The organism is Klebsiella michiganensis (assembly GCF_015139575.1).
In the GTDB taxonomy this organism is placed as follows: Bacteria; Pseudomonadota; Gammaproteobacteria; order Enterobacterales; family Enterobacteriaceae; genus Klebsiella; species Klebsiella michiganensis.
The window spans coordinates 2,604,037-2,622,648 of record NZ_AP022547.1 but is presented as its reverse complement, the minus strand read 5'-3'; the positions used below and the strand labels follow the sequence as shown (position 1 = coordinate 2,622,648).

Sequence of the window (18,612 nt, the reverse complement as noted above, 5' to 3'; positions counted from 1 at the left end):
ACTGCACCTCTGCCGGTACACGACTTTTCGCCAGACGCGAAAAAAATATCTACGCAAAATTATTCAAGCTGCGTCGCCGCGGCAAGCATTTGAAAGCCCAGGGAACTTACTCAGGTAAGCGACAGAGCCAGGCAGGCGCAGCTAACAAAGATGCAGCTTGAAAAATGAAGCGTATAGAATAAAGCGCCGGGCCACGATGCACCAGCGCTTAACACAACATTTTTGCGTCCTTTATGGCGCCAGTCGGTCGATTTGCCAGCCGCCGTTTTGCCGCTGGTAGAGAAAACGATCGTGCAGACGATGCTCGCCGCCCTGCCAGAACTCCATCTGTTCGATACTGACGCGGAATCCGCCCCAGAAGCTCGGCAGCGGCACTTCGCCCTGCTGGAATTTTTGCTTAAGCTCGAGGAACTTACTCTCAAGGATGCCACGCGCCGAGATACGGCTGGACTGCTGCGACACCCATGCGCCAATCTGACTATCGCGCGGACGGCTATGGAAATATTTCACCACTTCCAGCGTTGAAAGGCGTTCCGCTTTACCGATAACCATCACCTGACGTTCCAGCATATGCCATGGGAAAAGCAGGCTGATGCGGGGATTTTTTTCAATTTGATGGGCTTTGCGGCTGCCGAGGTTGGTATAGAACACCAGGCCTTTCTCATCGTAGTGCTTGAGCAACACGATGCGCTGGTAAGGCTGCGAGTTTTCATCGACGGTCGCGACAACCATCGCCGTTGGGTCAGCGAGCTTTGCGTCACAGGCCTGACGCAGCCAGCGCTCAAAGAGTGCCAGAGGTTCGGCGGGAAGATCGTGGCGGCGCAGGCCACCACGGGTATACTCACGGCGCAGGTGCGCGATTTGCTGCAATTCGTCGTTATCAGACATGGCAATTGAGAAAATAATCAAAGGGTAGCGTTATTGTGCGCCCCCATGGCTGAAATCTCAACGTTTGGCGGTTTGCAGCTGACAGTTTTCCAGCACGATACGGTCCCGTTTATAGACGGTGGCGCTATCGCCCTTCGACCAGAAGACGTAAACGCCATCGGTATAGCGCGCGCCAGAAGCGGAGAGCCCCTGCTGTAAATTGAGCTGCTGATTATCGTAAATAAAGCTGACCTGCTGGCGAGTATGATTGAGATGGACGGTCAACGGTTTCTGGTCACACTGATACTCGAGGGTGTCCGTATTCATCCGCTCGACAAACTGGTTGTAATAGCTACAGCCCGCCAGCATAAAAGGTACAGCAAGAATAAGAATTTTTTTCATCAATTTGCCTTCGACTTTCCCGGTCCGGGAAGGCATAACGCCCTCCCTCAACGCTGTCCAGTTTACGAAGAAACCGGCGCGGGTGATTTCAGTTAACTCTGATTTTGCGGCGGATTGGCCGGAAAAATCGCACCAAGCACGGAAGCTTGCGACGCGCCGGTCACGGAAGGGAGATTGCCGGGTAGTCCGGCAAGCGTCCGCCACGCCAGCCATGCGAAAGCCAGCGCCTCCATATCATCACCGCTGATCCCCGCCTCATCGGTCGTCGATACCTCGGTTCCCGGCAGCAGCGCCGCCAGACGGGCCATCAGAAGCGGATTGCGCGCCCCGCCGCCGCATACCAACAGACGTTCACATCCCCCGCTGAGCAGCACCTGTTCACTGATGCTGACGGCGGTCAGCTCCGCAAGGGTCGCCTGAACGTCCTGGGCGCGAAGCCCCGGATAACGCGCCAGATGCTGCGACAGCCAGCCGTAGTTAAAGTATTCACGACCGGTGCTCTTTGGCGCCGGCAGCGCAAACCACGGATCGCTTAGCATATCCTGCAGCAACGGCAGCACAATTTTACCCTCGCTGGCCCACTGTGCGTCTTTATCGAAGGGTTTACCGCACTGACGCCAGACCCACGCATCCATCAGCATGTTGCCCGGGCCGGTGTCGTAGCCGCGCACCGGCAGACCTGGCGCCAGCAAAGAGAGGTTGGCGATCCCGCCAATGTTGAGAACCATTCGACGCTCAACCGGGTGCGCCAGCAACGCGTGGTGGAACGCCGGGACCAGCGGCGCGCCCTGCCCGCCGAGCGCCATATCGCGACGGCGAAAGTCCCCGACCACCGTCACGCCGGTATGCGCGGCAATCTGGTTATTGTCGCCAATCTGCAGAGTATGCGGCGCATCGCCTGCTGGTTCATGCCAGACCGTTTGGCCGTGGCAGCCGATAGCGATGATGTCCGCCGCCTTGAGCTTTTCCTGAGCCATCAATGCCAGAACCGCATCGGCAAATAGGCGTCCCAGGCGCGTATCGAGCCGCCCCAGCTGCGAGAGAGTCAGCGGCTGCCCCTGGCAGATGGCCAGGATATCTTCTTTAATCGCGATGGGGATGGGATAGGTCAGGCTGGCCTGCTGGGCAACCAGATTTTCATTAATTGCTGCGAGAACAACATCAACACCATCAAGGCTGGTGCCGGACATAACGCCGATAAAGCGGCCTGATTTCATACGCTTTCCTTCATTCCATGACTCTCGTATATCCCCACACTCCATCATAAACGAGGGGGCAAAGCTACGCTGCTATAATACTTTTTAACAATACAAGCAGCGCTGCCGGTTCTTAGGGTAAAGAACTTGTGTTTAGTTTAGGTTGAGACGACTCTGATTATTATTTTTTGTATAGTCGTTGCATCTGCTATGCCAGCAGACGCTTAAATGCCATATAATTGGCTACAAGGAAGTTCAACAGAACGCTTCTTGGTGAACAGGAGATTCATAAATGATTTTACGTGTTTTGGCTGTCTCGATGATTGGTTTTACGCTTGCAGGCTGCGTCAGCAGCAGCGGCCTGTCCGGCGATGTTTACTCCGCATCTGAAGCCAAACAGGTCCAGAGCGTGACCTACGGCACCATTGTGCATACCCGTGCGGTGCAGATTCAGGGCGGAGATGACAGCAACGCCATCGGCGCTATCGGCGGCGCGGTGCTCGGCGGCTTCCTCGGTAACACCATTGGCGGCGGCACGGGTCGCTCCCTGGCAACGGCGGCAGGCGCTGTCGCCGGCGGCGTAGCCGGTCAGGGCGTACAGGGCGCGATGAACAAAACTCAGGGCGTTGAGCTGGAAATCCGCAAAGATGACGGTAACACCATCATGGTCGTGCAGAAGCAAGGCAGCACGCCGTTCTCCGTCGGCCAGCGCGTAGCCATTGCCGGCAGCGGCAGCCAGGTGACGGTCTCCCCGCGCTAAATCTTCTCTCTGCGGCCCGGACGGGCCGCTTATTGATATAAAATACGTATTATTTTCCCAGCGTAAATAAATAATTCATATATATTTATATTTTTCTTTCATACATGCACTAATTTGCGCCCGCGCAATATTCCGCCCGTCACCATCAAGTATTCTCCAGCCAGTATTATTTAAACATTGCGGCAATTCTGTCGTTTTACCTTCGCATTTTTCAGGGATGTTGACTATGCGCGTTAATATAAAAAGCTTACCCTATCGGATATTTATTTACGCTATCGCGTGCAGTCTTTCTATTGCTGTGGTTAATTTTATTACCACCTCATTAATTCATCGTATTTCTACAACATCATCCATGCTTTTCCCTGTGCTAACTATTTCACTGATGGGTTTTCATATTATGATTGCCTGCTTTATGGGCATGAAATATCTGTGTGATAAAAAACAGCTGTACCTGGCCCCGATAGCCTTCGCGTTTACCTGCTCGGCCCTGCTGATGCTGGGAACGATAGGCAGCTATCCCGACTGGCTGGTCTGCGCTCAGGGGCGCGAGATCAATCAAAATGACGCGCTGATTTTTTATTTTTTCCGCAACGTGATGATGGCTGTTTTATTTATAACCTCAATTGTTTTATATCGCATCCGACATATTACCGGCCACTCAAGAAAAATTCACGGTGCGGTGCTCAGTAGTTGTTTTATTTTTATCACCGCAACGCTCATATTATCGTGGGTTCATTCAAGCAACTCGCCGTTGCTAAGCATTGAATTCATTGACAATCTAACCTACACCTTTACGCCACTATGGCATAATCGAATTGGCTGGCTATTAATTATCATATGGTCATTAACGCTGATTTTACTGATCGGCCTGACTCGGCTGCGTAATATATTCTGGTACAGCGGCGCTTTTTTTTGTACCGCCTATATCTTTACGCTGCTGGTGCTGCTCTCCACGGTTAGCGGTAACGCTCACTCCTGGAACCAGGCGCGGCTTTTTGAAACGCTGAGCACCCTGTTTCTGATTTTAATTCTGCTTGGTGACGTTTTTATACTCTATCGTGAATCAAACGAAAGATACGTCCGCTCTTACCAGAACTCGATTCGCGATCCCCTGACCCGGCTGTATAACCGCAGCTATTTCTATGACACCCTGACTCAGCGATTGTCGAAGGCTTCCGCTTCACAGCCGCTGTCGGTTATCGTCTGCGACCTCGATCGCTTTAAGCGCATCAACGACACCTACGGTCACGTGCAGGGAGATAAGGTGATTCAGTTTGCTGCCAGCGTGTTGCAGAACAACGTGCGCCAGGACGATGCTGCCGCGCGTATCGGCGGGGAAGAGTTTGCCGTGCTGCTGGTGAATATCGGCGCCAACGAAGCGCTGGCAATCGCCGAACGTATCCGCCTGTCGGTCAGCGAGAAGCAGGAGGGATTACCGGAGAGAATGACCATCAGTATGGGCGTGTTCACCACGCAGGATGCGCACGTTTCGGCAGAAGAGTGCGTTAAGCGCGCGGATACCGCGATGTACGAAGCGAAAAACAGCGGGCGTAACCGCGTAGTGGTCTGGCGTGAATAAACAAAAAAGAGGCCTTGAGAGTCCTCAAGGCCTCGCTAAGGTCAATCTTTTGCCTGGAGATCGAGAATATTGTGTTCAAGTTTACGAATCAAATTAAGCAGCGTTTCCACCTCTTCCTTAGATACGCCGGCCAGAATCTCATCACGCGTTTTGCCGATAACCTCTTCCATTTCGTTGATCAGAGGCTCGGCTTTTTCGGTAAGCTTGATACGTTTTGCCCGCCGATCGTTAGCACAGGTCTGGCGAGAAATAAGCCCTTTCTCCTCCAGCTGGTCGAGCGTGCGAACCAGCGACGGCTGCTCAATACCTATGGCTTTCGCCAGCTGAATCTGCGACTGTTCAGGCGGCAGCTGGTGAATGTTATGCAGCGTGACCCAGTGCGTCTGCGTTAACTCCAGAGGTTTCAGGCGATGGTCGATTAGCGCGCGCCAGACGCGCACCAAACGTGCCAGATCAGAACCAAGTGGCGATTCCAATTTCATCTCCTTATAATTAGCTTGCTAAGTTATTATACTGATTTTAGAATAGTGTGCAGCATTTAAATTACCAAAACAAATGAATTACCCGATTCACTAAAATCAGAACAATGATTTACAATGTGAATAATCGCATAACCTGAACATTCTTCCTGCAACGGCAAAGGATTTTTGCTTGTGAAACTGAGTCTTAACACTGCCGGATTGTCGCTCCAGGACCTGGTGTTCGGCGCTTCTGTCTATTTCCCTCCCGTCTTTAAAGCCGTTTTGCTGGGCTTTTTTATCTGGTTGATTATCCACCGCCAGCTGCGGGACTGGATGTATGCAGGCGAGATTTGGCATCCCCTGCTAATGGACCTCTCCTTCTTTGCGCTCTCCGTCTGTCTGGCGCTGGTTTTACTGACTATCTGGTAATGTTCATTACATGAAGAAACTAAAATACTTATCCACGCTGCTGGTCGCCGCGCTGGCTATTATTGCCGCCTGGCTGGTCTGGAATTACTACACGCAATCCCCGTGGACCCGCGACGGCAAGGTCCGCGCCGAGCAGGTTGGCGTCACGCCCCAGGTTTCCGGCAGCATCCTGCAGCTCAACGTGCGCGACAACCAGCTGGTTAAAGCGGGAGACGTGCTGTTCAGAATCGATGACACGCCTTATAAAATCGCCCTGCTCAACGCCCGGGCGCAGCTTGCTAAAGCCAAAGCGGAAGTCGCCCGCGCGCAGGCAGAACAGAAAAAAGCCGCCAGCGATGCCAGCCGTCGGCGCCATCTTTCACAGAACTTTATCTCGGCAGAAGATTTAGAAAACGCCAACACCGCGCTGAATACCGCCACGACCAACCTCGAAGCCGCTAAGGCCGTGGTTGGCGTGGCGCAGGCCACTCTCGATCACGCCCAATGGCAGCTCACGCAGACGGAAATAAAAGCGCCGGTTGACGGCTGGGTTACCAATCTCTCAACCCGGGTTGGCGACTACGCCGCCGTTGGCCACCCGGTTTTCGCCCTCGTGGACAGCCGCTCCTTCTACGTGGTGGGTTATTTTGAAGAAACGAAACTGCGCAATATCCGTCCCGGTGACAGCGCGCAGATCATTCTTTATAGCAGCAAGCAGAAGTTACAGGGTCACGTGAGCAGCATCGGACGCGCCATCGTCGACCAGAGCGTGGAGAGCGGCGGCGATCTGGTAGCGAACATTAAACCGAATATTCCGTGGGTCCGACTTGCCCAGCGCGTACCGGTGCGTATTGAGTTTGATCACTTGCCGCCGGATACCATCCTGGTCTCCGGTACCACCTGCACCGTAGCCATCGGCGCGCAATAATGAAGCTGCAGGCTCTGACGTGGCGCTCGCTCCCGTGGATTAAGGCCAGCCGTCCGCAGTGGCGCTATGCCTTGCGTAACGGGATTGCCATGTGCCTGGCGCTGAGCGTCGCCTACTGGCTGAATCTTGACGAACCCTACTGGGCGATGACCTCCGCCGCGGTGGTCAGTTTTCCCACCGTCGGCGGGGTGATCAGCAAAAGCTTCGGGCGTATTGCCGGCAGCCTGCTCGGCGCCTGCGCGGCGCTGCTGCTGGCCGGGCATACGCTCAACGATCCGTGGCTGTTTCTGTTCAGCATTTCGGCGTGGATAGCCCTCTGCACGTGGGCCTGCGCGATGTTTACCAATAACGTCGCCTACGCTTTCCAGCTTGCGGGCTATACCTGCGCGATTATCGCGTTCCCGGTTATCAATATCACCGACGCGAACGAACTGTGGACCATCGCCCAGTCGCGCGTCTGCGAAGTCATCGTCGGTATTTTGTGCGGCGGGCTGATGATGATGATCTTACCGAGCACCTCCGATGGCGCTACGCTGCTGACGGCGCTGAAAAACATGCATGCGCGCCTGCTGGAACACGCCAGCCTGCTGTGGGTGCCGGAAACGACCGATGCCATTCGCACCGCGCACGAGAGCGTGATCGGGCAAATCCTGACCATGAATCTGCTGCGCATTCAGGCCTTCTGGAGCCACTATCGCTTTCGTCGGCAAAATCCGCTGCTGAACTACCTGCTGCATCAACAGCTGCGAATGACCAGCGTGATTTCGAGCCTGCGGCGAATGCTGCTCAACTGGCCCACCGCGCCCGCCCGCACCCGCGAGATACTGGAGTCGTTGCTCAACGAGTTATCTCATGCCAACGCCGACGCCCTGAGCGTTGCCCGCATCATCGCTCCGCTGGCGCCCCCCGCGGACGCTGACTACCGGCATATCGCCTTCTGGAAGCGTCTGCGCTACTTCTGTCGTCTCTATCTGGAGAGCAGCCGCTGGCTCAGGCGCATCGAAAACGCCAGCGCGATAACCGAATTTAACGTACCTTCCGCGCCAGCGCTGGCTCGCCATACCGATCAGGCCGAAGCCTTATGGAACGGCGTACGCACTTTTTGCGCGCTGGTGATGGTCGGCGCCTGGGGAATTAGCACCCAATGGCAGGCCTGCGCCGCAGCTCTGACCCTGGCGGCGATCTGCTGCGTGCTCTATTCGGTCTCTCCTTCGCCGTTTAAGTCACTAACGCTGCTGATGCGTACCCTGATCCTGCTTTCACTCTTTAGCTTTGTGGTGAAGTTTGGCCTGATGGTGCAGATAACCGATTTATGGCAGTTCCTGCTGTTTCTGTTTCCCCTGCTGACCACCATGCAGCTGCTGAAACTCCAGATGCCTAAGCTCGCCGGACTGTGGGGGCAGCTGATTGTATTTATGGGGTCGTTTATTTCGGTGACCAACCCGCCGGTCTACGACTACGCATCGTTTCTTAACGATAATCTGGGCAAAATCATCGGCGTCGGCCTTGCCTGGCTGGCGTTCGCCATCATCAGCCCGGGTTCAGACGCGCGTAAAAGCCGCCGTCATATCCGTGCGTTACGGCGTCACTTTGTCGACCAGCTAAGCCGCCGCCCGCAGCATAGCGAGCATGAATTTGAATCGCTGGTTTATCACCACATCAGCCAGCTCAGCAATAGCCAGGATGCGCTGGCGCGCCGCTGGCTGCTGCGCTGGGGCGTGGTTTTGCTCAACTGTTCCCACGTGGTGTGGCAGCTTCGCGAGTGGGAAACCCGTTCCGACCCGCTATCGCAGGTGCGCGATTTATGCATCAGCCTGCTGCGGGATGTGATGAGCGAGCGCGGGGTACAGCAGCGGCCACTCGCCTCGACGCTGCAGGAGCTGCAGCGCATCTGCGACGCGCTTAATCACCACCACCAGCCGGCAGCCAAAGAGCTGGCGGCGGTTATCTGGCGACTGTGGTGCGCGCTGTCGCAGCTGGAACAGGCGCCCATTGCCGGCACCTTAACGGAAAGAACTACTTAATCACGCCGCAGGCGAACCGCTCGCCGCCGCCGCCAAGGGGCTGCGGGCTATCGGACATATTGTCGCCCCCCACGTGAATCATCAGCGCCTTCCCTTTAACCTCATCCAGCGTTTTTAAGCGCGGCGCGACCACCGGCTGGGTTGCTTTACCGTCGTTATTGACCACCAGGAACGGCAGATCGCCGAGGTGACCGGCGCCGTCGGGACCTTCATGCTTACCGGTTTTTTGCGGATCGTAGTGCCCGCCTGCTGCGCCAGCGGCGACGGCTTTACCCTCTTTAATCGCGGGCTGGCAGCTGCCGTTGGCGTGGATATGGAAGCCGTGCTCGCCGGGAGGCAGCGCCTTCAGGTCTGGCGTAAATTCCAGGCCTTTCGCGGTTTCGCTGATTTTAACGCTACCGATAGCCTGACCGACGCTCTGGCTGGTGACAAGATTGATATCGACGCTTTCACTGGCCGCCTGCGCGCCTGCGCACGCGGCCAGGGTAAGTATGGCGAGAATACATCGTTGCATAACACCTCCTTAATGGCTCTGTCGCTACTAAGTGTAGGCCATTGCGGAGGTGATGGGGTTTACGGAACGTCGTAACCTAACGCCGCTTTGCGGATACGGAACCACTGCTGGCGGGACATCTTCAGCTTTTCGGCCACCACCGCGGAACGCACACGCTCTATTTTCCCTGAGCCAATAATCGGCAACGGCTGCGACGGCAGGCGCAGGATCCAGGCATACACCACCTGCTCAATGCTCTCCGCAGTCAGCTCCTGAGCAACGCGCGCCAGCTCATCGCGCAGCGGCTGGAAGCTGTCGTCGTTAAACAAACGACCGCCGCCGAGGCAGGACCAGGCCATCGGGCGAATACGCAGCTGCTGAAGCTGATCCAGCGTACCGTCAAGCAGCAGCGGCTGATGAACCGGAGAAATTTCCACCTGGTTGGTCGCCAGGGTAAACGGCAGGCGCGACTGCAGCAGGGTAAACTGGGCGGGGGTAAAGTTCGATACGCCGAAGTGACGAACCTTGCCGCTATGGTGAAGGGCCAGGAAGGCTTCCGCCACTTCATCCGCATCCATCAGCGGGTCCGGACGATGAATCAGCAGCAGGTCAATATGGTCGGTGGCAAGGTTACGCAGCGACTGCTCCGCGCTGAGAACAATATGGTCGCGGTCGGTAATATAGTGGCCGATGGTGTTTTCCGCCCGCGCTTTCGTGGCAATCCCGCACTTGGTGACAATTTCCATCCTGCTGCGCAGATGCGGCGCCAGCTTTAGCGCTTCGCCAAACGCCGCCTCGCAGCGATAGTCACCGTAAATATCGGCATGATCGATGGTGGTAATGCCCAGATCCAGGTGTTGCTCAACAAAGCCCACCAGCGCCTGAGCGGACATATTCCAGTCCATCAGACGCCAGTAGCCCATCACAAAACGAGAGAATTCCGGCCCCTGCGGAGCCATAGCAATACGCTGAACCATAACAGCTTCCTCAATAAAAAAGTGCCCTGAGTATACGCAATTTTAGGCTTAAAACAGTGAGGGTTGCTGCGGTTCTTCCGCACTATCCTGCTTAGCTGCGCGTAATTTGCGCAGTAGCCGCTGACGGCACAGACGCAAAACATCCTGCTTTTGCGCATCGCTCATTTTCTGCCAGTTGAAACGCTCGTCGCGGCTACGCATACACCCCCGACAGTAGCCGCGTTCATCAGACTGACAAATCCCCCGGCACGGACTCTGTACCGGGAAGAATTCCAGTTGTTCAGCCACTTCGCCTCTCCTGCCGCTCATCTCTTTCTTTATTGAAGACGTTTCATCCGCCGTACGCAAATTTTGTTCATCAGCCTCTGCGCCAGGCGGCATTTTTAATTATGACTTGCATTAGACCAATCGGTCTATTACAGTGAGCGCCATGAACAAGCACAGTGAATGTAACACCCGCGAACATATCCTGGCCACCGGCGAGCAGCTCTGCATGCATCGGGGGTTTACCGGTATGGGTCTGAGCGAACTGCTGAAAACAGCGGAGGTGCCGAAAGGCTCTTTCTATCACTATTTTCGCTCTAAAGAAGCCTTTGGCGTTGCGCTGCTCGACCATCACTACGCCGGATATCTTCAGCGCCTGGTCGATCATTTTGACCACGGCGAGGGGAACTATCGCGACCGCCTCCTGGCCTACTATCAGCATACGCTGACGCAGTTTTGCCAGCAGGGCATCATCAGCGGCTGTCTGACGGTGAAGCTGTCGGCAGAGGTCTGCGATCTGTCGGAAGATATGCGCACCGCGATGGATAAAGGCGCCAGCCAGATCATCGTTCTCCTCGGCGATGCGCTGGAGAAAGGCCGTCAGGAGGGCAGCCTTGCGTTTGACGGCGACGCCTTAACGCTCTCGCAGGTGCTTTACTCCCTGTGGCTGGGGGCGAATCTGCAGGCTAAAATTACGCGTAGCGCAACGCCGCTGGAAAGCGCCCTTGCCCACGCCAAACGTATTATTGCTGCGCCTGCCGTTTAACAGGCGTTTTTATTTACCCCGTTTCAAGACGACCGGTCTACTCAGGAGTCATTATGTCAGAATCAAAGTTGTTTACCCCATTGAAAGTGGGTGCGGTAACCGTACCGAATCGCGTGTTTATGGCTCCGCTGACGCGTCTGCGCAGCATTGAACCGGGCGATATTCCTACCCCGCTGATGGGCGAATACTACCGCCAGCGTGCCAGCTCAGGTCTGATTATTTCCGAAGCCACCCAGATCTCCGCTCAGGCTAAAGGCTACGCGGGCGCACCGGGCCTGCACAGCCCGGAGCAGATTGCCGCTTGGAAAAAAATCACCGCCGGCGTACACGCCGAAAACGGGCGTATTGCCGTTCAGCTGTGGCACACCGGGCGCATTTCCCACAGCAGCATTCAGCCGGGTGGCGCCGCGCCGGTTGCGCCATCGGCCATTAGTGCGGGCACCCGTACCTCGCTGCGTGATGAAAACGGCCACGCTATTCGCGTAGACACCTCGATGCCGCGCGCGCTCGAAACCGCCGAGATCCCGGGGATCGTTGATGATTTCCGCCAGGCGGTAGGCAACGCCCGCGATGCCGGCTTTGACCTTGTCGAACTGCACTCCGCCCACGGCTACCTGCTGCACCAATTCCTTTCCCCTTCTTCCAACCATCGTACTGACCAGTACGGCGGCAGCGTGGAAAATCGCGCTCGCCTGGTGCTGGAAGTGGTTGATGCGGCGAGTAAAGAGTGGAGCGCCGACCGTATCGGGATTCGCGTCTCGCCTATCGGCAGCTTCCAGAACGTCGATAATGGCCCGAATGAAGAAGCCGACGCGCTCTATCTCATCGAAGCGCTGGCCAAACGCGGTATTGCTTACCTGCATATGTCCGAGCCGGACTGGGCTGGCGGCCAACCGTACAGCGATGAATTCCGTCAGAAAGTCCGCGACCGCTTCCCGGGCGCTATTATCGGCGCTGGCGCCTACACGGTGGAAAAGGCAAACGATCTGATCGGTAAAGGCCTGATCGATGCCGTGGCCTTCGGTCGCGACTATATTGCCAACCCGGATCTGGTCGCGCGCCTGCAGAAGAAGGCCGCGCTGAATCCGCAGCGTCCGGAAAGCTTCTACGGCGGCGGCGCGGAAGGTTATACCGATTACCCTACCCTGTAATCCCTCCATTGATAGCGGCGGGTTATCGCCGCTATACTCAACGCTCTGATGTATCAAAATAAACTGCATAGGGGACATTATGCGCTTACTTCACACCATGCTGCGCGTTGGCGACCTGCAACGTTCTATTGAGTTTTACACCAACGTGCTGGGCATGAAACTGCTGCGCACCAGCGAAAACACTGAGTATAAATACTCGCTGGCATTCGTGGGTTACGGCGAAGAGAGCGATACCGCCGTGATTGAGCTGACCTATAACTGGGGCGTTGATAAGTACGATCTCGGCAGCGCTTATGGCCATATCGCGCTCAGCGTTGAAAACGCGGCCGAAGCCTGCGAGCGTATCCGCCAGAACGGCGGCAACGTGACCCGTGAAGCCGGCCCGGTCAAAGGCGGCACCACCGTCATCGCCTTCGTCGAAGATCCGGATGGCTATAAAATTGAACTGATTGAAGAGAAAGACGCCGGAAAAGGCCTCGGCAACTAATCGGCTGCGGGCACCCGCGGTGCCTGCTGTTTTATCCCCTTCCTGCTGCAAGCCGCGGCAAAATTTGCCATAATGCGCGCTACTTTTTTCCAGCTAAGAGAATCTGATGTCCGAGAACGTTCAACTTAATGGTCTGTGCGACCGTTTTCGCGGTTTTTATCCTGTGGTAATCGATGTTGAAACCGCCGGGTTTAATGCCAAAACCGACGCCCTGCTGGAGATCGCCGCTATTACGTTGAAAATGGATGAGGAAGGCTGGCTGATGCCGGACGAAACGCTGCATTTTCATGTTGAGCCTTTTGAAGGCGCCAACCTGCAGCCCGAAGCGCTGGCTTTTAACGGTATTAACCCTAACGATCCCGAGCGCGGCGCGGTGAGCGAATACGATGCGCTGCACGCGATTTTTAAAATGGTCCGCAAGGGAATGAAAGAGAGCGACTGCAGCCGCGCGATTATGGTCGCGCATAACGCCACCTTCGATCACAGCTTTACCATGGCGGCGGCAGAGCGGGCTGGCCTGAAACGTAACCCCTTTCATCCGTTCGTGACCTTCGATACCGCGGCTCTGAGCGGCCTGGCGCTGGGTCAAACGGTGCTGTCGAAAGCCTGCATTGCCGCGGGAATGGCATTTGATGGTACCCAGGCACACTCGGCGCTTTACGATACCCAGCAAACCGCCCAACTGTTCTGCGAAATCGTCAACCGCTGGAAGCGCCTTGGCGGCTGGCCATTACCCATGGCCGAAGAGTAAGCGATAAAAAAAGCGACTTCACCGGAAGTCGCTTTTTTATTGGCAGCCGAATTACTCTGCTTTCGGTTCGTCAGTCTTGTACTTCGCGGCCGTTTCTTTGATCAACTGCTGCAGTTCGCCGCGCTGATACATTTCAATCACGATGTCACAGCCGCCGACCAGTTCACCGTCAACCCACAGCTGCGGGAAGGTCGGCCAGTTAGCGTATTTCGGCAGCTCTGCGCGGATGTCCGGATTTTGCAGGATATCGACGTAGGCAAAACGTTCGCCACAGGCGGAGAGCGCCTGAACGGCCTGAGCGGAGAAACCGCAGCTTGGCAGCTTCGGCGACCCTTTCATGTACAGCAGGATCGGGTTTTCAGCGATTTGACGTTGGATTTTTTCTAAAGTCGTGCTCATTGTCGTGCTTCCTTAAACTTCTTTACGGCAGTAATTTGTCATTGTAGCGCCCTGGGCGCAGGACCGATAATAACATTTTTTTCACTTGCCACATTTTATCTTCTGTCGGCATAAGTTGCCTTAAAAATATCATTTTATTGCTATACGCGGCAACGCGTTGCGCGTTTTTCACGCGCGGGTACCGCTGACGGAAGCATTTTTTTGCAAATGTTAACCAAACGAGACGTTAGATACAAAAGAGTAGTAACTCTCCACGATTTTATGCTTTAGAATCGATGCGGTTTGTCATTCATCGTCAGGCATCTGTATATGTCTGTAATTTAATCAGGGGATTGCTCAGTGGCGCGTCTTAACAAAATCGCGATTTCGCTCTGTGCATTACTTTTCACATCTATTTCACTTACGCCGCTGGCGCATGCTTCCGGGCATACGCACGCTTCGGCCACGCCAAAAGCGCATCCGGCCAAGGGCACGACCGCAGAGCGTAAGAAAAAAGCAGCCAGTTCTAAAAGTAAAACCACCGCCAAAACCCCCAGCAAGAAAACGTCGACCGCCAGCCGCAGCAAATCAACCGCGTCACGCCAGACTGCCAGCGCCACAAAAAAATGCGTTCTGCGCAAAGGCTATAAAAAACTGTGCGCCAGCTCGACAAGGTCGATAGCGGAAAGCAAGCTGGCAACCGCAAGCGTGCAGAAAAAGTGCGTGGTGCGTAAAGGCTATAAAACCCGCTGCAAACCGGTTGCCGACGAGCCGCAGCTGACCATCGCCGACGCGCATAAAGCTCGGGTACAAAAGGCGCAAAGCACCGCCATGTCCAAGCTGATGGATCAGATTGGCAAACCCTATCGCTGGGGCGGCACCTCTCCGCGTACCGGGTTTGATTGTAGCGGTCTGGTCTATTACGCCTATAAGGACCTGGTTAAAATTCACATTCCGCGCACCGCCAATGAGATGTATCACCTGCGCGACGCCCGTCCGGTGGATCGCGGCGAGCTGCAAAGCGGGGATCTCGTCTTCTTCCGCACCCGCGGGCGCGGCACTGCCGATCACGTCGGGGTTTACGTTGGCAACGGCAAATTTATCCAGTCTCCGCGTACCGGCCGCGATATTCAGATCACCTCATTAAGCGACGATTACTGGGTACGCCACTACGTTGGCGCGCGTCGCGTCATGACGCCGAAAACCATTCGCTAATTGTGCCTTGTCGCTGCGGCGGCAGGGTAACTCTCTCTTTTGCCACATCTTTTAATTTGCTACTATTATTACCCTGCGTAATACATGGTTATTACGCAGGCAAACTATAAAAAGGAGAGTAGCAATGTCGTTCGAATTACCTGCATTACCATATGCAAAAGACGCCCTGGCGCCGCACATTTCCGCAGAAACCCTGGAATACCACTACGGTAAACACCACCAGGCCTACGTCACCAACCTGAATAACCTAATCAAAGGCACCCCGTTTGAAGGCAAAACCCTGGAAGAGATCGTGCGTTCTTCCGATGGCGGCGTTTTTAACAACGCAGCTCAGGTCTGGAACCACACCTTCTACTGGAACTGCCTCGCGCCGAACGCCGGCGGCGAACCGCAAGGCGAACTGGCGGCGGCTATTGCTAAGTCCTTCGGCAGCTTCGCTGATTTCAAAGCCAAATTCACCGACGCAGCGGTAAAAAACTTCGGCGCAGGCTGGACCTGGCTGGTGAAAAACGCCGACGGTAGCCTGGCTATTGTCTCCACCAGCAACGCCGGTACGCCGCTGACCAGCGACGCAACTCCGCTGCTGACCGTGGATGTCTGGGAACACGCTTATTACATCGACTACCGTAACGCCCGTCCGAACTATCTGGAGCACTTCTGGGCGCTGGTAAACTGGAAGTTTGTTGCTGCTAATCTGGCTGCATAAAAGCAAACCGCAGAAGCCTTGCAGCTTCTGCGGTTATTGTATGACTTCACGCAATATTAACGGTTGGCGAACGCCTCTTCCGGCTGCGCCCGGCCGCTGAACAGCACCAGCAGTAGCGCCACGCCTGCGATAATCGCCCCCATCACCGGGACAAAGGCATAGCCCAGGCCGCCAGAGATCACCGCGCCGCCCGCCGCCGCGCCCAGCGCGTTTCCGAGGTTAAAAGCCCCAATATTGACCGATGATGACAGCCCCGGCGCTTCGTGGGCGACGCGCATCACGCGCATCTGCAAAGGCGGCACCACCGCAAAGGTCGCCGCGCCCCAGACCACCATACTGATTGCCGCGCCCACCTGCGATTGCGCCAGCAGCGGGATCGCCAGCATGATAACCATCAGCAGCAGCAGAAAGCCCTTCAGCGTCCCGCTAACGGAACGGTCGGCAAACTTACCGCCAAGGTAGTTACCCAGCGAGAAGCCGACGCCAATCAGCACCAGCATGGCGGTCACAAACAGCGGAGAGGCGTGGGTGATGGTATGCAAAACGGGAGAAATATAGGTATAAAGCGTGAACATCGCCCCTGCCCCCAGTACCGTCGTCAGCAGCGCCGACAGCACCTGCGGACGCATCAGCACGGAGAGCTCCTGCTTGACGTCAGGGCGCTCGCCGGCGCTGCCCTTCGGTAGAGAAAACCACAGACCGATAATCGCAATCACGCCCAGCCCCGCCGTGGCAAGAAACGACATCCGCCAGCCGATGGTTTCGCCCAGCCAGGTCGCCGCGGGAACGCCGCCGATATTCGCTATCGTCAGCCCCATAAACATCGTCGCCACGGCGCTGGCCTGTTTGTGTTTTGGCACAACGCTCGCCGCCACCACTGAACCCAGGCCGAAGAAGGCGCCGTGGTTAAGGCTGGTAATAATGCGCGACAGCAGCAGCGTGGTGTAATCCGGAGCAATGGAAGAGAGTACGTTACCGAGGGTAAAAATCGCCATCAGAAAGATCAGCGCATTTCTGCGCGCGCGGTGGGAGAGCAGCAGAGTCATCAGCGGCGCGCCGACCATCACGCCGATGGCATAGGCGCTAATCAGCATTCCCGCCGCCGGAATCGAAACGTCCACGCCTTTAGCGATAACCGGTAATAGCCCCATCGGGGAGAACTCGGTTGTGCCGATACCAAAGGCACCGATCGCCAGCGCGAGCAGGGGAAAATTGATTTTCATGCAGGGACTCCATCAGGCCGCCTTCCGCGACGGCATCTCATCAGAAGTCAAAAGCATGACATCAATCACAGAAAAACAAAAGTGAACGAAATGGCAAAAGATTTTTGCGAAAATGATAATAATGGCGGAGAGAAAGGGAGAGCGGCCCCTCCCTTATCGCATAATTAGTGCAGTACGGCGGTCAAACCTGCGGCAACAATCAAACCAAGAACAATAATCGTCGTCGTCAGCGAAAACTTTAAATTTGTATCCATCAATTTTTCCCCCTGATTATCCCCACATGAAAAGTGAGCTTGCTCATTTTTACACAGAATAGCGTAAAAATCTTCCGAGATTTAGAGTGATGCACATTTTTGCTCTTCCCCTTTGCCCCAAGATCGGACAAAATCCCACGCTAATTTGAAAGCGTATCGGCCATTGACCCCTTCCTGTCGTTCTGTGTCGTTTTCCCGACGTGATGCCATGCTCAATTTTGGCGCCAGGGTGTGTACAGGCAAACGTTTACGTACCGATAAACAGACGATCAGGTCAAGGTCTGGAGTGAGAAGTAATGGCAACTATTAAAGATGTAGCGAAGCGCGCAAACGTTTCCACTACAACAGTGTCACATGTGATTAACAAAACCCGATTCGTTGCGGAAGAGACGCGCAATGCGGTGTGGGCGGCAATAAAAGAACTGCATTACTCCCCCAGCGCCGTTGCCCGCAGCCTGAAGGTCAATCACACCAAATCTATTGGTCTGCTGGCAACCAGCAGCGAAGCGGCCTATTTCGCTGAGATTATCGAAGCCGTCGAGAAGAGCTGCTTCCAGAAGGGCTACACCCTGATCCTCGGCAACGCGTGGAACGACCCTGAGAAACAGCGCGCCTATCTGTCAATGATGGCGCAGAAACGCGTAGACGGCCTGCTGGTGATGTGCTCCGAGTATCCGGAGTCGGTGTTAAGCATGCTGGAAGAGTATCGTCATATTCCGATGGTAGTGATGGACTGGGGCGAGGCAAAAGCCGACTTCACCGACTCGGTTGTCGATAACGCCTTTGAAGGCGGCTATATCGCCGGGCGCTACCTTATTGAACGCGGGCATCGCGATATCGGCGTGATCCCCGGCCCGCTGGAGCGTAACACCGGCGCAGGCCGGCTGGCAGGTTTTATGAAAGCGATGGAAGAGGCGCAGATTAGCGTTCCGGAAAACTGGATTGTGCAGGGCGATTTTGAGCCGGAATCCGGCTACCGCGCCATGCAGCAGATTCTCGGCCAGCACCCTCGCCCAACGGCCATCTTCTGCGGCGGGGATATTATGGCGATGGGCGCCATCTGCGCGGCGGATGAAATGGGTCTGCGCGTGCCGCAGGATATTTCGCTGATCGGTTATGATAACGTGCGCAACGCCCGCTACTTTAGCCCGGCGCTGACCACCATTCATCAGCCTAAAGACTCTCTTGGCGAAGCGGCGTTTAACATGCTGCTGGACCGCATCGTTAATAAGCGTGAAATCTCGCAGTCGATTGAAGTCCACCCTCGCCTGGTCGAGCGCCGTTCCGTGGCCGACGGCCCGTTTGTTGATTATCGCCGTTAA

22 protein-coding genes are annotated in these 18,612 nt (G+C 55.6%); 12 read left to right on the top strand and 10 right to left on the bottom strand.

Going from position 1 to position 18,612, the window contains the following annotated elements; genetic code table 11:
* Positions 1-231 precede the first annotated feature (231 nt).
* The 3 genes from pdxH to anmK all read right to left on the bottom strand — a co-directional run bounded on the left by pdxH (position 232) and on the right by anmK (position 2,486).
* The gene (gene pdxH, locus JLG71_RS12340) at positions 232-888 is read right to left on the bottom strand and encodes a pyridoxamine 5'-phosphate oxidase (protein ID WP_004851446.1); all 657 of its coding nucleotides are present in this window, start codon (positions 886-888) and stop codon (positions 232-234) included.
* Positions 889-945: 57 nt separating this feature from the next.
* Complete coding sequence (mliC, locus tag JLG71_RS12335; RefSeq protein WP_014229593.1) at positions 946-1,269, bottom strand: C-type lysozyme inhibitor; 324 nt, start codon at positions 1,267-1,269, stop codon at positions 946-948.
* 92 nt (positions 1,270-1,361) lie between these two features.
* On the bottom strand, positions 1,362-2,486 hold the full coding sequence (gene anmK, locus JLG71_RS12330; protein ID WP_032748924.1) for an anhydro-N-acetylmuramic acid kinase: 1,125 nt from the start codon (positions 2,484-2,486) through the stop codon (positions 1,362-1,364).
* Between the two features lie 271 nt (positions 2,487-2,757).
* On the opposite strand from anmK, the gene slyB reads away from it, so the two are divergent.
* Both slyB and JLG71_RS12320 read left to right on the top strand, forming a co-directional pair.
* On the top strand, positions 2,758-3,225 hold the full coding sequence (slyB, locus tag JLG71_RS12325) for an outer membrane lipoprotein SlyB (RefSeq protein WP_004851450.1): 468 nt from the start codon (positions 2,758-2,760) through the stop codon (positions 3,223-3,225).
* A 226-nt stretch (positions 3,226-3,451) separates the two neighbouring features.
* Positions 3,452-4,804 carry a sensor domain-containing diguanylate cyclase gene (locus JLG71_RS12320; RefSeq protein ID WP_049082856.1) on the top strand — a complete coding sequence of 451 codons (1,353 nt, stop codon included), beginning with the start codon at positions 3,452-3,454 and terminating at the stop codon, positions 4,802-4,804.
* Between the two features lie 41 nt (positions 4,805-4,845).
* On the opposite strand, the gene slyA is transcribed toward JLG71_RS12320, so the two are convergent.
* A complete protein-coding gene (gene slyA, locus JLG71_RS12315) occupies positions 4,846-5,286 on the bottom strand; it encodes a transcriptional regulator SlyA (protein WP_016810099.1) in 441 nt (146 codons plus the stop codon).
* A gap of 171 nt (positions 5,287-5,457) precedes the next feature.
* Here slyA and JLG71_RS12310 point away from each other — a divergent pair, with 171 nt between their 5' ends.
* From JLG71_RS12310 to JLG71_RS12300, 3 genes are read left to right on the top strand one after another with little or no spacing between them, the layout of a single operon-like run.
* On the top strand, positions 5,458-5,694 hold the full coding sequence (locus JLG71_RS12310) for a DUF1656 domain-containing protein (protein WP_004851455.1): 237 nt from the start codon (positions 5,458-5,460) through the stop codon (positions 5,692-5,694).
* Positions 5,695-5,704: 10 nt separating this feature from the next.
* Complete coding sequence (locus JLG71_RS12305) at positions 5,705-6,601, top strand: efflux RND transporter periplasmic adaptor subunit (RefSeq protein WP_014229597.1); 897 nt, start codon at positions 5,705-5,707, stop codon at positions 6,599-6,601.
* A complete protein-coding gene (locus JLG71_RS12300) occupies positions 6,601-8,625 on the top strand; it encodes an FUSC family protein (RefSeq protein WP_025105834.1) in 2,025 nt (674 codons plus the stop codon). Before JLG71_RS12305 ends, JLG71_RS12300 begins: the two co-directional genes overlap by 1 nt.
* Here JLG71_RS12300 and sodC read toward each other — a convergent pair.
* From sodC to JLG71_RS12285, 3 genes are read right to left on the bottom strand one after another with little or no spacing between them, the layout of a single operon-like run.
* Positions 8,618-9,139 (bottom strand): superoxide dismutase [Cu-Zn] SodC, encoded by a 522-nt coding sequence (sodC, locus tag JLG71_RS12295; protein ID WP_004119475.1) that lies wholly within the window; start codon positions 9,137-9,139, stop codon positions 8,618-8,620. The genes JLG71_RS12300 and sodC overlap by 8 nt on opposite strands.
* 59 nt (positions 9,140-9,198) lie before the next feature.
* Positions 9,199-10,095 carry an aldo/keto reductase gene (locus JLG71_RS12290; RefSeq protein ID WP_200914250.1) on the bottom strand — a complete coding sequence of 299 codons (897 nt, stop codon included), beginning with the start codon at positions 10,093-10,095 and terminating at the stop codon, positions 9,199-9,201.
* 48 nt (positions 10,096-10,143) lie between these two features.
* Positions 10,144-10,404, bottom strand: coding sequence for a DUF1289 domain-containing protein (locus tag JLG71_RS12285; protein ID WP_162140793.1), 261 nt, complete (start codon positions 10,402-10,404; stop codon positions 10,144-10,146).
* Positions 10,405-10,525: 121 nt separating this feature from the next.
* Here JLG71_RS12285 and JLG71_RS12280 point away from each other — a divergent pair, with 121 nt between their 5' ends.
* From JLG71_RS12280 to rnt, 4 genes are all read left to right on the top strand, one after another.
* Positions 10,526-11,125: a TetR/AcrR family transcriptional regulator gene (locus JLG71_RS12280; protein WP_014229601.1), complete on the top strand. Its 600-nt coding sequence runs from the start codon at positions 10,526-10,528 to the stop codon at positions 11,123-11,125.
* 53 nt (positions 11,126-11,178) lie between these two features.
* Complete coding sequence (gene nemA / locus JLG71_RS12275; protein ID WP_004851469.1) at positions 11,179-12,276, top strand: alkene reductase; 1,098 nt, start codon at positions 11,179-11,181, stop codon at positions 12,274-12,276.
* Positions 12,277-12,355: 79 nt separating this feature from the next.
* Positions 12,356-12,763: a lactoylglutathione lyase gene (gloA, locus tag JLG71_RS12270; protein ID WP_004119471.1), complete on the top strand. Its 408-nt coding sequence runs from the start codon at positions 12,356-12,358 to the stop codon at positions 12,761-12,763.
* Positions 12,764-12,869: 106 nt separating this feature from the next.
* The gene (gene rnt / locus JLG71_RS12265) at positions 12,870-13,514 is read left to right on the top strand and encodes a ribonuclease T (RefSeq protein ID WP_004851472.1); all 645 of its coding nucleotides are present in this window, start codon (positions 12,870-12,872) and stop codon (positions 13,512-13,514) included.
* A 51-nt stretch (positions 13,515-13,565) separates the two neighbouring features.
* Here rnt and grxD read toward each other — a convergent pair whose 3' ends face one another.
* Positions 13,566-13,913 (bottom strand): monothiol glutaredoxin 4, encoded by a 348-nt coding sequence (grxD, locus tag JLG71_RS12260; RefSeq protein ID WP_004102692.1) that lies wholly within the window; start codon positions 13,911-13,913, stop codon positions 13,566-13,568.
* A 339-nt stretch (positions 13,914-14,252) separates the two neighbouring features.
* On the opposite strand from grxD, the gene JLG71_RS12255 reads away from it, so the two are divergent.
* Positions 14,253-15,107, top strand: coding sequence for a C40 family peptidase (locus tag JLG71_RS12255; RefSeq protein ID WP_025105837.1), 855 nt, complete (start codon positions 14,253-14,255; stop codon positions 15,105-15,107).
* Between the two features lie 124 nt (positions 15,108-15,231).
* The gene (gene sodB / locus JLG71_RS12250) at positions 15,232-15,813 is read left to right on the top strand and encodes a superoxide dismutase [Fe] (protein ID WP_004851476.1); all 582 of its coding nucleotides are present in this window, start codon (positions 15,232-15,234) and stop codon (positions 15,811-15,813) included.
* A gap of 56 nt (positions 15,814-15,869) precedes the next feature.
* Here the strand turns inward: sodB and JLG71_RS12245 are convergent, their stop codons facing one another.
* Positions 15,870-17,036, bottom strand: coding sequence for an MFS transporter (locus tag JLG71_RS12245; protein WP_004851479.1), 1,167 nt, complete (start codon positions 17,034-17,036; stop codon positions 15,870-15,872).
* A gap of 164 nt (positions 17,037-17,200) precedes the next feature.
* Positions 17,201-17,290, bottom strand: a complete 90-nt coding sequence (gene cydH / locus JLG71_RS12240) for a cytochrome bd-I oxidase subunit CydH (protein ID WP_049082851.1) — start codon at positions 17,288-17,290, stop codon at positions 17,201-17,203.
* 296 nt (positions 17,291-17,586) lie between these two features.
* Here cydH and purR point away from each other — a divergent pair, with 296 nt between their 5' ends.
* A complete protein-coding gene (purR, locus tag JLG71_RS12235; protein ID WP_004851481.1) occupies positions 17,587-18,612 on the top strand; it encodes an HTH-type transcriptional repressor PurR in 1,026 nt (341 codons plus the stop codon).